The sequence below is a fragment of the Companilactobacillus kimchii DSM 13961 = JCM 10707 genome (genome assembly GCF_001435445.1).
GTDB lineage: Bacteria > Bacillota > Bacilli > Lactobacillales > Lactobacillaceae > Companilactobacillus > Companilactobacillus kimchii.
Genome location: NZ_AZDH01000001.1, coordinates 43,960 through 58,017, shown reverse-complemented (window position 1 = coordinate 58,017; position 14,058 = coordinate 43,960). Strand labels below are relative to the sequence as shown.

The 14,058-nt window shown below is 37.1% G+C and carries 15 protein-coding genes; 12 read left to right on the top strand and 3 right to left on the bottom strand.

The window, feature by feature from the left end; translation table 11 throughout:
• Positions 1 to 6 precede the first annotated feature (6 nt).
• Genes FC97_RS00285 through FC97_RS00275 form a run of 3 tightly spaced genes read left to right on the top strand, consistent with a single transcriptional unit; the run spans position 7 to position 2,591 of the window.
• A complete protein-coding gene (locus FC97_RS00285) occupies positions 7 to 378 on the top strand; it encodes a cupredoxin domain-containing protein (RefSeq protein WP_054642626.1) in 372 nt (123 codons plus the stop codon).
• A gap of 15 nt (positions 379 to 393) precedes the next feature.
• Positions 394 to 666 carry a cupredoxin domain-containing protein gene (locus FC97_RS00280; RefSeq protein ID WP_054642625.1) on the top strand — a complete coding sequence of 91 codons (273 nt, stop codon included), beginning with the start codon at positions 394 to 396 and terminating at the stop codon, positions 664 to 666.
• Positions 666 to 2,591, top strand: coding sequence for a copper-translocating P-type ATPase (locus tag FC97_RS00275; RefSeq protein ID WP_054642624.1), 1,926 nt, complete (start codon positions 666 to 668; stop codon positions 2,589 to 2,591). The genes FC97_RS00280 and FC97_RS00275 overlap by 1 nt, the downstream gene beginning before the upstream one ends.
• A gap of 63 nt (positions 2,592 to 2,654) precedes the next feature.
• Here FC97_RS00275 and FC97_RS00270 read toward each other — a convergent pair whose 3' ends face one another.
• Positions 2,655 to 3,560, bottom strand: coding sequence for a LysR family transcriptional regulator (locus FC97_RS00270; RefSeq protein ID WP_054642623.1), 906 nt, complete (start codon positions 3,558 to 3,560; stop codon positions 2,655 to 2,657).
• A gap of 211 nt (positions 3,561 to 3,771) precedes the next feature.
• Between FC97_RS00270 and FC97_RS00265 the strand changes: the two genes are divergently transcribed.
• Genes FC97_RS00265 through FC97_RS00245 form a run of 5 tightly spaced genes read left to right on the top strand, consistent with a single transcriptional unit; the run spans position 3,772 to position 8,555 of the window.
• Positions 3,772 to 4,623 carry a sugar phosphate isomerase/epimerase family protein gene (locus FC97_RS00265; RefSeq protein WP_054642622.1) on the top strand — a complete coding sequence of 284 codons (852 nt, stop codon included), beginning with the start codon at positions 3,772 to 3,774 and terminating at the stop codon, positions 4,621 to 4,623.
• Positions 4,624 to 4,648: 25 nt separating this feature from the next.
• Entirely contained in the window at positions 4,649 to 5,488 is an 840-nt protein-coding gene (locus FC97_RS00260; protein ID WP_054642621.1) for an SDR family NAD(P)-dependent oxidoreductase, read from the top strand.
• A 57-nt stretch (positions 5,489 to 5,545) separates the two neighbouring features.
• A complete protein-coding gene (locus FC97_RS00255; protein WP_054642620.1) occupies positions 5,546 to 6,439 on the top strand; it encodes a shikimate dehydrogenase in 894 nt (297 codons plus the stop codon).
• Between the two features lie 3 nt (positions 6,440 to 6,442).
• Positions 6,443 to 7,309, top strand: a complete 867-nt coding sequence (aroE, locus tag FC97_RS00250) for a shikimate dehydrogenase (RefSeq protein WP_054642619.1) — start codon at positions 6,443 to 6,445, stop codon at positions 7,307 to 7,309.
• Positions 7,310 to 7,328: 19 nt separating this feature from the next.
• Positions 7,329 to 8,555 carry an MFS transporter gene (locus FC97_RS00245; RefSeq protein WP_056967605.1) on the top strand — a complete coding sequence of 409 codons (1,227 nt, stop codon included), beginning with the start codon at positions 7,329 to 7,331 and terminating at the stop codon, positions 8,553 to 8,555.
• A 71-nt stretch (positions 8,556 to 8,626) separates the two neighbouring features.
• Here FC97_RS00245 and FC97_RS00240 read toward each other — a convergent pair whose 3' ends face one another.
• Positions 8,627 to 9,130: a GtrA family protein gene (locus FC97_RS00240; RefSeq protein ID WP_054642618.1), complete on the bottom strand. Its 504-nt coding sequence runs from the start codon at positions 9,128 to 9,130 to the stop codon at positions 8,627 to 8,629.
• 347 nt (positions 9,131 to 9,477) lie between these two features.
• On the opposite strand from FC97_RS00240, the gene FC97_RS00235 reads away from it, so the two are divergent.
• From FC97_RS00235 to FC97_RS00220, 4 genes are all read left to right on the top strand, one after another.
• Positions 9,478 to 10,542 (top strand): LLM class flavin-dependent oxidoreductase, encoded by a 1,065-nt coding sequence (locus FC97_RS00235; protein WP_054642617.1) that lies wholly within the window; start codon positions 9,478 to 9,480, stop codon positions 10,540 to 10,542.
• The gene (locus FC97_RS00230) at positions 10,535 to 11,155 is read left to right on the top strand and encodes an NADPH-dependent F420 reductase (RefSeq protein ID WP_054642616.1); all 621 of its coding nucleotides are present in this window, start codon (positions 10,535 to 10,537) and stop codon (positions 11,153 to 11,155) included. Before FC97_RS00235 ends, FC97_RS00230 begins: the two co-directional genes overlap by 8 nt.
• A gap of 174 nt (positions 11,156 to 11,329) precedes the next feature.
• A complete protein-coding gene (locus FC97_RS00225; RefSeq protein ID WP_056967603.1) occupies positions 11,330 to 12,919 on the top strand; it encodes a cation:proton antiporter in 1,590 nt (529 codons plus the stop codon).
• A gap of 67 nt (positions 12,920 to 12,986) precedes the next feature.
• Entirely contained in the window at positions 12,987 to 13,532 is a 546-nt protein-coding gene (locus FC97_RS00220) for a 5-formyltetrahydrofolate cyclo-ligase (RefSeq protein WP_054642615.1), read from the top strand.
• Here FC97_RS00220 and FC97_RS00215 read toward each other — a convergent pair.
• Positions 13,529 to 13,825, bottom strand: coding sequence for a hypothetical protein (locus FC97_RS00215; protein ID WP_143442718.1), 297 nt, complete (start codon positions 13,823 to 13,825; stop codon positions 13,529 to 13,531). The genes FC97_RS00220 and FC97_RS00215 overlap by 4 nt on opposite strands.
• Between the last annotated feature and the right edge of the window lie 233 nt (positions 13,826 to 14,058).

Sequence of the window (14,058 nt, the reverse complement as noted above, 5' to 3'; positions counted from 1 at the left end):
ATATTTATGACAAAGGTAATCGTACTAATCGTTGGCTTAGCAATTATAGGATTTATTCTTTGGTGGTTCTTCGGCAATCATCAAGTAGTTCAAGCAACAGCTGATGTAAAAAATAACAATCAAAGTGTTGATGTTGAGGTTAATGGTGGATATTCACCCGAAGTTGTTACTTTGAAAAAAGGTGTTCCCGCTACAATCAATTTCACTAGAAAAGATGCTTCTAGCTGTTTGGACCGCGTTGTTTTCTCAGATTTTGGTATTAATCGAGAATTACCACAAAATGAACAACAAACAGTTGAAATTGATACTAGCAAGTCAGGCGAATTCAATTGGGCTTGTGGTATGGATATGTTTCACGGCAAAGTAATCATTAAATAAAGAGGAGAAATTATTATGGTTGAGAAAACACAAAAGGTTAACATCACAGTTGCAGGCGGGTACGATCCTGAAGTTGTTAAATTGGAAAAAGGTATTCCTGCGGAACTTACTTTTACCAGAACTAACGCACAGGGATGTTTGGATGTCGTTCATTCGAAAACAATGAATTTCGAAAAACAGCTACCATTAAATGTTGCTCAAACTGTTTCAGTTCCAACTGATAAAGCAGGTGAATTCGAATTCAGTTGCGGCATGGATATGTTCTCGGGAAGGGTAGTGATTAAATAATGACAATAACAAAACGTTTTTGGATTGCTCTAGTATTTTCACTACCAATGCTAGTAGGAATGATTTTGATGCCTTTTGGTATTATGATTCCCGGTGGTGAATGGACTCAATTTATTTTGACAACTATCGTTATGGCGGTGGCCGCACGTCCATTTTTACAAAGCGCCTGGGCTTCATTTAAAAAACATCATTCTAACATGGATACTTTAGTAGCTATTGGTACTGCCACGGCCTATATCTACAGTATTTATGCCATGATTACTCATCAAAGTGTTTTCTTTGAAAGTGCCGCTTTTGTGGTTACTTTCGTATTACTTGGTCAAGTATTTGAGGAAAGAATGCGTAATAACGCTTCAAATGCAATTGAAAAATTGGTTGATTTGCAGGCTAAAGAAGCCGAGGTTATGCGTGATGGCAAGTTAGTTAAAATACCGCTATCCGAAGTTGTCCAAGGTGATTTAATCAGAGTTAAACCCGGTCAAAAAATTGCAGTCGATGGTGTCATCACTGAAGGTAGCTCGACCGTGGATGAATCAATGGTTACTGGTGAAAGTATGCCTGTAACTAAAAAGATTGGTGATAAGGTTATTGGCTCAACTATGAATAGCAATGGAACTTTCATGTTTAAAGCTGAAAAAGTCGGTAGTGATACGATGTTGTCACAAATTGTTGAATTGGTTAAAAAGGCTCAAAATAGTCATGCACCTATTCAAAATCTAACCGATAAAGTTTCTGAAATTTTTGTACCAGTTGTCCTAATCCTTTCAATTTTAACGTTCTTAGTTTGGTACGTTTTCTTAGGCGCTACAATTGCTCAAGCTCTAATTTTTGCAGTTTCCGTAGTCGTTATTGCTTGTCCATGTGCTTTAGGTTTAGCAACACCAACTGCTTTAATGGTTGGAACTGGTCGTGGAGCTAAAATGGGTATTTTGATCAAGAACGGTGAAGTTCTTGAAGAAGTTAATGATGTTAAGACAGTTGTAATGGATAAGACTGGTACTATCACAAATGGTAAACCAGAAGTTACTAATATTATCGGTGATTCACAACAAGTTTTGAAGCTCGCCGCTGCTTTGGAAGAATCATCAGAACATCCTTTGGCTACAGCTATTTTGGACAAGGCTAAAGCGGATACTATTCAAGCAGATAAGGCCGATTCGTTCCAAGCTATTGAAGGTAAGGGTGTTGAAGCTGTCGTTAATGGTCAAAAAGCTTTCGTTGGAAATGATAAGTTATTGAATGATGTTAAGATTTCTACTGAGTTAGAAAATAAAATGGTGCAATTACAAAACGAAGCCAAAACGGTAGTCTTTGTTGGTTTGAATCAGGAGGTTATCGGAATGATTGCCATTCAGGATGCTCCTAAAGCCACATCTAAGGAAGCCATTGCCACTTTGAAGGCTCGTGGCTTAAGAACGGTTATGTTGACTGGTGATAATGAACGTGTTGCTAAAGCCATTGCTCAAGAAGTTGGAATTGACGAAGTTATTGCTGATGTTTTACCTGGTGATAAGGCTGATCACGTTGAAAAGCTTCAAAAGCAAGGGAAAGTGGCCTTTGTTGGTGATGGTATCAACGATGCACCAGCTTTGACAATGGCTGATGTTGGTATTGCTATGGGTTCTGGAACTGATATAGCAATTGAATCTGGTGGGATTGTTCTAATGAAGAACGATTTACGCGATGTCGCTAAAGCTCTTGAATTGAGTAAAAAGACCTTTAACCGTATCAAACTCAATTTGTTCTGGGCCTTTATCTATAATGTTTTGGGAATCCCCGTTGCAGCTGGGCTATTCTTTGCTGTCGGTCTGACATTGAGTCCTGAATTAGCTGGATTGGCTATGGCTTTCAGTTCCTTGTCAGTTGTAACTAGTTCCGTCTTGTTAAATAAGGCTAAAATTGATACTAAAGTTAAAACAGCATAATTAATAAATTCAAAAATGGTACTAATCAGAATGAAGATTCTGGTTAGTACCATTTTTTTTGGCTTAAATATTATTGACTGAAAGTTGTTTGCTTTGAGATTTAACAAAATTAACGAAACTAGCAATAGCTGGTTGGTTTTCAGTTCTTTTCAGAGTTGCCATGTAAAGAATTCGTTGCTCGTTGGGAAATGAGATTGGGATTATTTTAACTGGCATAGTCTGCATGATTGACATGTTAGGAACGATGGCAATACCAAATCCATTGGCAACTAGGCCAGCGATTGCTTGATCTTCTTCAACAGAGTAGGCAACAATCGGATGACCACCGACTTCATTGAACAACTTATTCATAATGGAATACAGACCACTGCTTTCTGAAAAAGTAACTTGAGGATAGTTTAAAGTTTCTGCCAGATTTACGCTAGAATGGTTGGCTAATGCGTGGTCAATTGGTGTGATGCAAACCATCGTCTGTTCAGCTACAGGAAAGAAATTTAAATCAGGATAGTTATCCAATCGAGAGCAAAAAGCTACGTCATATTTTTTAGAACGTAAGCCATTGAGAATATCCGGTGAGAGTCCGGTGTCGGTATTGAATTGAAAATCGATTGTCGGATTTTCAGTAGATTTTAGAAAACGTTGAGCCATGTCAGGTAACCACTTGATGCTTAAGGTACGCAAGGATGCTAAACGAATGATTGTTTTTTCCTCATTAAGACTTTTAGCTTCAGCGATATTTTTATCCAATGAGATCAGCGATGTAGAAACGCTATTAGCAAACAGTCTTCCTTCTGGTGTAAGGGTAACACGGCGGCCATCTCGTTTAAATAGGGCTAAATCGAGCTCTTTTTCTAAGGAATGCATCGCTTTAGTCAAACTTGGTTGTGTAATATGTAACATTTTTGCCGTTTGCGTATAATTTTCAGTTCTAGATAAAGCCACAAAATAACGTAGATGATCTAAGTTCATAACAAAATATCCCCTTAAAAAGTTAGTTTCGCTCATTGTTGAAACCGCTTTATATAGCCAATATAGCAGAATCAATAACTTTTGGCTATAGATGACTGTGATAAAGAGTAATTGGACGACAATTTGTAAAACGGTTACATTGAACTCGTAAACAAATATGTGAATTAAAGAACATGCATGCAAAATCCACAAACTTTTGGAGGAATTAATTATGACAAAGACACATCCCATTACAGTTAGTTCTTGGACGTTAGGTGATAAATGCAGTTTTGAAGACCGTTGTAAGGCCGCTAGTGAAGCTGGTTACGATGGAATTGGACTTCGTGCTGAAACCTATGTTGATGCCTTGAATGAAGGTTTAACAGATCAAGATATTCTCGATATTCTTGCTAAATACAATATTAGATGTACTGAAGTTGAGTATATCGTTCAGTGGTGTGAAGAACCAAGAACATATGAGCAAAAATATAAGGAACAGATGTGCTTCCACATGTGTGAATTGTTCGGTGTAAAACATATCAATACTGGATTGATGGAAGATTATCCGATCGACTACACAGCTAAGAAACTTCAAGAATTGGCTGCTAGAGCGGGCAAGTGGATCATTGCACTAGAACCAATGCCATACAGTGGTTTACCTAATTTAGATAAAACTTGGAAGATCATGCAAAAAGCTAATTGTGACAATGTTTATATGCTTTTGGATATGTGGCACTGGGTTAGAGCTGATCAACCATATGATATGTTGACGAAGGAACAAGCTAAACGTGTTATTTCTATTCAGTTGGATGACGCTTATACAAGATCATACGCTAAATCAATTTTACGTGATGAATCAATGCATGATCGTCTAGCCCCCGGTACTGGGGACTTGGATACAGCTGGATTCGTTAAGATGATCAAAGATGCGGGAGTTGATCCAAAAGTTATTGGTGTAGAAGTGATTTCTGATGCATACATGGCTAAAGGAATCGATTACGTAGCTGATTATACATATAAGAACACAGTTAAGGTTATGGAAGAAGCATGGCCTGAAATTTTGAAAGAAACAGTTACAGCTTAGTTAGCAATTGGGAGGTACAAAAAATATGAGTGATACATGGTTAGGATTAGAAGGAAAAGTCGTTGTAATTACAGGTGCTGTCGGTGGAATGGGAACAAAGTTCTCTAATGATTTCGCTGAACAAGGGGCCAATATTGTTTTGGTCGACTTACTAAAAGATAAAACAGAAGCCTTAGCTAAAGAAATATCTGATAAATATGGTGTTAAAACCTTGGCAATTCAATGTAATACCACTGATGAAACGGAAGTTGACGCAGCTGTTAAAGAAGTCGTTGATAAATTTGGAAAAGTTGATGTTTTGGTCAATACTGCCGCTATTTTGAGATTCTCTCCACTAGAAGATTTACGTCTGGATGAATGGAAGCAAGCTTTGAACGTTAATATCACAGGTTACTTCTTAATGTCACAAAGGTTTGGAAAAGTTATGATCAAGCAAGGCCACGGTACTCTGGTTCATATTTCAACCGCTGCTTCATTGTCACCAGAAACATACAGTGGTGCATACAGTACCACTAAAGCGGCTGTTAATATGATGTCCAAACAGATGGCCGCCGAATGGGGACAATTTGGATTACGCAGTAATTGCGTTCTCCCATGCTTGGTTAAGACACCATTGTCAGAAAACTTCTACAGTGATCCTAAAGTTGAAGATGGCAGAAAACGTTTAGTTGCTAGCAAACGAATCGGTAACTTGACCGATATTTCTAATACTGTTCTATTCATGGCCAGTGATCGCTCAGATTATACAAATGGTAGTGAAGTTATGGTCGATGGTGGAATTCATATGATGATCTCAGATATGATTCCAAAGCCAGGTGGCCGTCGTCAATACGCTATTGATCATCACCAACCAGCTAAAAAATAAAACCAATTAAGAGACTGAGACGAAAGTCCCGGTCCTTTTTTATAAGGAGTGCTTATCATGGAAAAACGTATTTCAGGGACAACAGGTTTATTCACATTATTAGGTTCACCAGTTGGACATTCAGGTTCTCCAGCTATGTATAATTTTAGTTTTCAAAAACAAGGTTTGGACTACGCTTACTTAGCTTTTGATGTCAAAAAGGAACAGATGCCACAAGCAATTGATGCGCTCAGGCTATTTAAAGTACGTGGTAGCAATGTCACTATGCCATGCAAAAGTATCGCTGCAACTTTAGTTGATGACCTTTCACCAGCAGCTAAAATTATTGGAGCCATCAATGTCATTGTGAATGATAATGGTAAGTTAACTGGTCACATTACCGACGGAATTGGTTTTGTCCGTAATCTGAAAGAAACCGGCGTTGATATCAAAGGTAAGAAATTAGTTGTCTTGGGTGCTGGTGGTGCTGCAACCGCTTTGCAGGTTCAATGTGCTTTGGACGGAGCTAAAGAAATTTCCATTTTCAACCAGGATGATGAATTTTATCAAAATGCTGAAAAAACTAAAGAAAAGATTGAACAAGCTAAACCAGAGGTAAAAGTTAATGTTTATCCGCTTGCCGATCAAGCTAAATTGAAAGCAGAGATTGCTCAAGCCGATATTTTAGTTAACGCGACTATTGTGGGAATGAAACCACTAGACGGACAATCCTTAGTTGATAAGAGTTATTTACGTCCTGACCTAGTTGTTGCTGATACAGTTTACAATCCACTTAAGACAAAATTGATTGAAGATGCTGAAGCTTTGGGATGTACGATTGCTCCTGGTAAAGGAATGTTGTTATGGCAAGGTGCCGCAGCTTATGGTCTATTCACGGGTAAGGAAATGCCAACTGCAGAATATCAGGCTTACGAGCAACAACAAGCTAAAGAAACAGTCAAGGAAGGCTAAATCATGGAAGCAAGAATTGATGGTCATACAACAATGTTAGCTTTATTCGGTTCACCAGTAGGACATTCAGGATCACCAGCAATGTACAATTATAGTTTTGAACAAGCCGGGATCAATTATGCTTACTTGGCCTTTGATATTAAGGAAAATGAAATGGACTCAGCTTTAGAAAAAATGCGTATTTTTAATATGCGTGGTGCTAATGTTACGATGCCGTGTAAAAAAATTGCCAGTGAATTAGTCGATAAACTGTCGCCAGCTGCTCAATTGATTGGAGCTGTTAATACGATTGTAAATGATGATGGTATTTTGACAGGCCATAATACTGATGGGGCTGGATATGTAGCTAATCTTCGCCAACACGGTGTTGAACCGGAAGGAAAAATTTTGACTCTCTTGGGTGCTGGCGGTGCCAGTACTGCAATCGCCGTTCAAATGGCATTGGATGGTGTTAAAGAAATTCATATTTTTAATCCAAAGGATGCCTTCTATCATAATGCTGAAGTTATTGCCGAAAAAATTATGAAGAGAATGCCTGGTTGTAAAGTTACAGTAGACGATATTAATGATCAGATGGCTTTAGATACGGCCATTAAAAATAGTGACATTTTAGCCAATGCTACTAAAGCTGGTATGGCACCAAATGTTGATCAGACTAATATCAAAGATACTTCCGTTTTCCGTCCGGGATTAGTTGTTACAGATACGGTTTATAGTCCCGCTGTAACTAAAATGTTGCAGGATGCAAAAGATCATGGCAGCCAAATTATTGGTGGAAAAGGGATGCTAGTCCAACAAGGTGCTGCGGCTTTTAAACTTTACACCGGCGAAGATATGCCAGTAGATGATGTTAAGAAATTGTTCTTCTAAATTAACGGAGGATAGCGAAATGGTGAATGGTCAGAAAAAGTATTACCCAACTGCTTTTGCTCTATATTTTGCTTATTTTATTTTAGGAATTGCATTATCGATTATGGGACAATATAAGGCTGAATTTGCGAAGGCATGGGGAGCTTCGACACTCTCTAACGGAGCAATTGACGTTTCAATGGTTGTTTCAGTAATTGCCGCTTATGGATTAGGCAGATTGTTAGCTTATCCATTTGCCGGTCCTATTTCAGATAAAGTTGGACGTAGGGTTAGCGGTCTAATTGGTATTTTCTTATACGTAGTATTCTTCTTTGGTGTGATTTCGGTACATCAGTTATGGATTGCCTATGCTATGGGAATTATCAATGGCGTCGCCAATTCTTTCTTGGATACTTGTATTTCCCCAAGCGTTATGGAAATTTTTCCTAAATCAGCTTCGATTGCTAATCTGTTTACGAAATTTTCAATTACAGTAGCTCAATTTCTCTTACCGTTTGTGATTGGGTTAGTAGCCAGTGTTCACTTATCTTATAAAATTATTTTCATTGGTTGTGGTATTTTGATGTTGGCAGATGCTTTCTTAGTAATGTTTTTACCATTTCCACAACAAGAAAAAGCTGCTAGAGGTAAAAATAAGACTGCAACGAAGCATCATTTTTCAGCCGCTGCGATTGCTTCAATTTTAATTGGTTTTACAAGTTCAACGACTTTTATGATTTGGTTAAATTGTAATCAAGAATTAGGTGCAAGTTATGGCGTTAAGAATCCCAGTCTTTTACAGTCCTTCTATGCTGTAGGTGCTACAGTAGCCGTTTTATTAACAGCACGCTTGATTCATTTAGGATTGAAAGAAACAACCGTGTTAGTTATTTATCCAAGTATTTCCGTTATTATGTTATTACTCTGTTACTTCATAACTAGTCCCGTCATTCTTTATATAGGAAGTTTCGTGATAGGATATGCCGCTGCCGGGGGCGTTTTACAATTGGCAACTTCAACAACTATTAGTTTTTTTCCTGAAAGCAAGGGTTTAGCTACCTCATTAGTTATGATAGCTTCCAGTACTGCCAATTATGCTGTTTTATCAATTGCTGCTTATTTGACAAAGATGACCGGTGCCGATGCTCCAAGAATGATAATTCTTTTAAATGTAGTTATCACGATTATTGGAATCGGCTTGGCTTTGATTATTAAGCGTCATGAAAGAGTAAAAACGGATGCACCAGCAGTTAATTTGGAAAATTAAATATGAAAAATAAAAATGTCCATATCGACCAATATCTTTGGTTGACATGAACATTTTTTGATTTAAGCGAATTAGTTACGATTTTTAAAAATAAAGAACTTGGAAAGAATGTAGTTACCAACGATAGCTAGTATTTGTCCAACTACCTTAGTACCAGCACCGTTAGCGCTCATTAATGAAATACCAACCCAAAGCGTAGCACTTTCAATTAAGAAAGTTAAAATACGTGTGCCATAAAAAGCCAACATTTCTTTGAAGGCTGTGCTGGATTTGTGACGGAAGACAATGATTCGATCAACCCAGAAACCAACTTGCACACCTAAGAACCAAGCAACAATGTTAGCAACTTGATAATTGGCCTTGAGCACTCGATAAAGGATAAAGAATGTACCAAAGTTAACTACAACAGAAAGTAATCCCCAGAGTAAGTAACGAACGGCCTGTTTACCATTGCTTTCAGCTTCGGCGTAATCTTCAGTTGAAAATACAGGACCGGCATCATTAATACCCTCAGAAACATCGTCGACAATTTTTGTTAGTGAATTTTCTTCTTCTAAATCAGTTTTTTTATTCATATGTGTATCAACTTCCCCTAGAAATTGTGAATATAATTCTATCTTAAACCTTTTTTAGTATATGAAGACAAATATTGTGGGTTTTAAAAGATTAAATATATATTTAATTATTTTATCAAAAGAAGTGGGATGAAAGAACTAAATATCATGGTGTTTTATAACTAAAACGGGAGGAAATTACAAACACTATATATAGTGTTTGATGAGTGATCCAACACCATATGTTCCATGTGAAACAATTTAATTAACCTTAAAGTTATTTGATAGAAACGAGCAATCCTAGAAATGGAAATGTTTACACAGCATGAAGTATAATTCGAGGAAAGATAATTCTAGAGGTAATAATTATGAAAATTGACGTAGATAAATTAAGGTTTGGTTTGGATACTTTTGGCGACGTGGCATACAACGATACTTTCCATACTAAAATGTCATATCGTGAATCACTTCAAAACATTATTAAAGAGGGGCAACTAGCTGATCAATTAGGATTGGATGTAATTGCTTTGGGTGAACACCATCGGGAAGAATATTCAATTTCTAGTCCGGAAGTAGTCCTTGGTGCTTTAGCTAGTACGACTAAAAATATACATCTAAGTACTGGTGTAACGGTATTGAGCTCCGATGATCCGGTACGTCTTTATGAACGCTTTGCGACTATTGATGGTATTTCTGACGGTCGAGCTGAAATTATCTTAGGTCGTGGTTCTTTCACAGAGTCATTTCCTTTATTTGGATATGATTTAAAAGACTATAATGATCTTTTTGTTGAAAAAGTCGGTCTGTTTAATGATCTAATCACCGGAGAGCATGTGGATTGGGAATCAAAACACGTTCAAAAATTAGTTAACGTGCGTCCGTATCCTCGAATTGAAGGACATAAATTACCAGTATCAATTGGTGTCGGTGGAACACCAGAATCTGTTTTGCGGACGGCTTATTATGGTTATTCATTAATGTTAGCTATCATTGCTGGAGAGGCCAGTCGTTTTGCACCATATATTGAACTTTATAAAAAGGCTGCTGAAGATTACGGAACAAAAGTTGGCGCTATCGGAGTACATTCACATGGAATCATTACTGAAGATGACGACGATGAAGCCTACAATATCGGTTGGGAATACATCAGAAATAGTATGGATCGTGTAGGATTAGATCGTGGATGGCCTAAAATGACTAAAGAACGTTATGATTTTGAAGTTATTAAGGGCGCTTACTATGTTGGTTCAGTAGAAACGGTTGCTAAAAGAATTGCTCAGACAATTTCAGAATTAGGATTAGATCGGTTCGACTTGGTTTACGGTACTGGTGGACAGCTGGAGAAGGATCGTATGCGGACGATTGAACTTTACGCAACTAAAGTAATTCCACGAGTTAAAGAGATTTTACAGGAAGCTAATGAAAATGAGTAAATTAATTATAGGTATTGTTGGAGCTGGTAAATTGGGAATGACTTTAGCTAAGTTGGCACTCGATGCTAGTTATCAAGTCAATATAGCTGGTTCTAAAGATCCAGCCAAGATAACCTTAGCTACCAGTGTTTTAGCTCCTGAAGCCCAACCGATGTATACCCGTGATGTTATTGAGAAATCTGATATTATTTTTCTAGCTCTGCCACTCAGTAAGTATCAAAATATTGATGCTAAATGGTTTGCTGGTAAAACGGTAGTTGATTCTATGAATTACTGGTGGGAAATCGATGGTAAAACAAGTAACTACTATTATGATGAACAACAGACCTCTTCGGAAAAGGTTCAAGCATATTTGACTCAAAGCGTTGTAGTAAAAGCCTTTAATCACATGGGATATCACGATTTAGCCAGCATGTCCCATCAGCAGCGTGTAATTGTTTATGCGGGAACTGATGAAATTGCTTTGGCAAAAGTTAAACAGTTGATTATTGATTTTGGATTTGTACCTTACTATATAGGTAATTTACATGCTACATCGCAGTTACAGCCAGGTGGCGTGCTGTTTGGCGCCAATGAAGATATGATCGGTATTAAAAAGTTGTTAAATAAATAAATCCCGTCTCTTAATTGAGATGGGATTTTTTGTACGTATCTAAACATATTGTTTTGTGAATTGGCGAATAACCGATATAGTAGTAAACCGATAGAGATTGCGTCAAAAGGCCATTCTGAACAAGGGTGTGCTATATTTAATTTGATTAATTGGAAACATTAAGGGGAAGATTTTATGAGTTTAATGGTTTCGACATTTATTTTGATATTGGCATCGGTTGTTAGTATCTTTTTGGCCCAAGTATTTTCAAAAATATCGGTCAATTACATTAGTATGATCATTGGTGCCCTGATTTTTTTTATTCCGATTATGGGCAAGAATGTAATGACTTTTAATTCCGATATTTTTATTGGCTTGATTGTTGCACCATTGTTATTTTTTGAGGGTCAGGCAACACGATTGAATGCAGTTGGGAAGGAATTGAAACATATTATTCAGACAACTGTTTTTTTGGTCGTTATTTGTATGATATTAGCCGGTTTTGGTGTTTGGGAGATTGCTGGAATCAGTTTGCCACTAGCTTTCATTTTGGCAGCTATCAGTACACCAACCGACGCTACGGCAATGGAGTCAGTCACTAATGGATTGAAGATGCCCAAAAATGAAGGCACCTTTTTAAAAATGGAATCGTTATTCAATGATGCTTCTGAAATTATCCTGCTTAATATGGCAATTCTTTGGTACATCAACGGATACATTAATTACGGAGAAACTTTAGGCGACTTCCTTATTTCGGCCGGAGGTGGTGTTCTGTTTGGCTTTGCGGCAGCGTGGATCATGGTTCTGTTCCGCCAGATACTTTTAAGAAGCTCGTATAATTCTCTGAATGCGCAGAGTTTAATCTATATTCTGACACCATTTGTTTTGTATTACGCAGCTGAAGAAATTCATGTTTCGGGAATTATTGCCGTAGTTTGTGCTGGTTTAGTTCACAATGCTGAAGCACAACGAAGTCGTTTGATTAACGCACCCCAAGTTCATTTAGGATTCGATTTAGTTTCAATGATTACAGAAATTTTTAATAGTACAGTTTTCGTAATTTTAGGATATATGTTTACCAAGATTATTTCTGATGAGAAATTTACAAATGCCTCGTTGACTTGGATCATGATTGGTATAACACTTTATTTGGTTAATGTTTTGGCTCGATATCTTTACGGTCGCTTACGATTAGATTTTAACAATAAATCGTCGTGGATCTTTGCCTTAGGTGGTGTTCACGGGGCTGTTACATTAGCGTTGGCCTACACATTAGCTGAATATCACGTAACCAATGCCGATTTCAATTTAGTTTTGATGTCAGAAAGTGTTCTCATTATCTTGAGTTTGATAGTGCCGACGATTGCTTTTCGTTTCTTATTGAAGAAAGACGTAACAGATGATGATGCAGAAAAAGAAATCGACAAAATTAGGGTAGAGATGGTTCATCGAGCAATTGATTCAGTTAATAAAATGTATTTACCCGATAATGTTAAGAAATCAGTTATTTTTGACTTGATGGCACAAAAACAGCGTACGAGAACCAGAGACTTTATCAAAGCCTGGGTTGAGGTCGTACGCCATCCAGAGTTTACGGGTGCAGAAAAAGAGTTGGAAATGCGTGCCTTTATGAATGCCTTCGTTCAGGAACGAGAGTATTTAGATATGATTTCGCAAAGTGAAGTAAAGTATCAGAACTATGTTTTCGAACTTTACAATGAAATTCTTTTAGCAGAGACTTTGGTAATCGGACCAACAGTTTCGGAAGATGAAGAAACAGATTAAGTTAGTTCCTTTTCGTCGGTAATAAATGTAAACTTATAGAGCAAGAATTGAAGACTGGGAGGGAATTATCATAGATAAAAAAGCCTTGAGACAACAACAAATTCAGAAATTAAAAGCCAATCAGGCTAAGACTAAAGTTGAAGCTGCTAAGTTATTGCAGAAGTTGGTGGCAACAACTGAATGGAAAAATGCTAAAAGTATTGCGACAACTGTTAGCAGTCCAATTGAGGTACCAACACCAATTATTGTGGAAGCAGCCCGTAAAGAAGGTAAAAAAGTTTATTTACCTAAGACAATGCCTCACCGTCAAATGGCCTTTTTACCATTTAACAGTCGTGAAGATTTGATTACTAGTAAGTTTGGAATCCCTGAACCAGCATATGATGAATCGTTAGTTAATCAGGAACCGGATTTAGTGATTGTTCCCGGATTAGCTTTTGCAGAAGATTCAAATTATCGCGTGGGCTTTGGTGGCGGTTATTATGATCGCTTCTTGGCTCAATATTCTGGTTCTACAGTAGCTTTAGTACCTTCAGCAATGCATTTTGCTACGGCCGATTGGGAAATTGAAGACCATGATGTTAAGATTCAAAAATTGATTTTGGCAGATTAGGCCATAATGGCGGATATGAGGTGTTCTTTGAGATAATCATATTCACCATAACCACTGTAAAGGAAAATATATTTTTGATGATTAAAAATAAATTCGATTTTATCCCAACCATAGTAGTCATCACTGTTAATGTCGGTGATTTGATCAAGAGGGATTTTGATTTTGTCGGCAGGTAAAATTCCCTTTAGAGGTTTGATTGATAACAAGTTGTCCTTGATCTCAAAATTAACATAGCTAAATTCTGATTTAGATTGATTATTAATAATTTCAATATAAGCGAACATATTATTCACTGACCTTTCTTAATTCACCACGACTATATCCCGTCGAACGGGTTTTATAGCAAGAAGTAAATTCAAAAAAATAATTGTTTGTCAGTAAACGCTGAATATGAATAAGTGAATGAATCCTTTGATTTGGATATTTAAATCCAAGTTAGGGGATTTTTTATTTATCATAAATTAGAAAAATGGAAGTATTAAAAAATGGTATTGAGTATCTCGATTGAGATTCAATGCCATTTTTG

Coding starts and splice junctions, on each gene's coding strand:
- FC97_RS00285 (WP_054642626.1), top strand. CDS start 7: ATGACAAAGGTAATCGTACTAATCGTTGGCTTAGCAATTATAGGATTT.
- FC97_RS00280 (WP_054642625.1), top strand. CDS start 394: ATGGTTGAGAAAACACAAAAGGTTAACATCACAGTTGCAGGCGGGTAC.
- FC97_RS00275 (WP_054642624.1), top strand. CDS start 666: ATGACAATAACAAAACGTTTTTGGATTGCTCTAGTATTTTCACTACCA.
- FC97_RS00270 (WP_054642623.1), bottom strand. CDS start 3,560: ATGAACTTAGATCATCTACGTTATTTTGTGGCTTTATCTAGAACTGAA.
- FC97_RS00265 (WP_054642622.1), top strand. CDS start 3,772: ATGACAAAGACACATCCCATTACAGTTAGTTCTTGGACGTTAGGTGAT.
- FC97_RS00260 (WP_054642621.1), top strand. CDS start 4,649: ATGAGTGATACATGGTTAGGATTAGAAGGAAAAGTCGTTGTAATTACA.
- FC97_RS00255 (WP_054642620.1), top strand. CDS start 5,546: ATGGAAAAACGTATTTCAGGGACAACAGGTTTATTCACATTATTAGGT.
- aroE (WP_054642619.1), top strand. CDS start 6,443: ATGGAAGCAAGAATTGATGGTCATACAACAATGTTAGCTTTATTCGGT.
- FC97_RS00245 (WP_056967605.1), top strand. CDS start 7,329: ATGGTGAATGGTCAGAAAAAGTATTACCCAACTGCTTTTGCTCTATAT.
- FC97_RS00240 (WP_054642618.1), bottom strand. CDS start 9,130: ATGAATAAAAAAACTGATTTAGAAGAAGAAAATTCACTAACAAAAATT.
- FC97_RS00235 (WP_054642617.1), top strand. CDS start 9,478: ATGAAAATTGACGTAGATAAATTAAGGTTTGGTTTGGATACTTTTGGC.
- FC97_RS00230 (WP_054642616.1), top strand. CDS start 10,535: ATGAGTAAATTAATTATAGGTATTGTTGGAGCTGGTAAATTGGGAATG.
- FC97_RS00225 (WP_056967603.1), top strand. CDS start 11,330: ATGAGTTTAATGGTTTCGACATTTATTTTGATATTGGCATCGGTTGTT.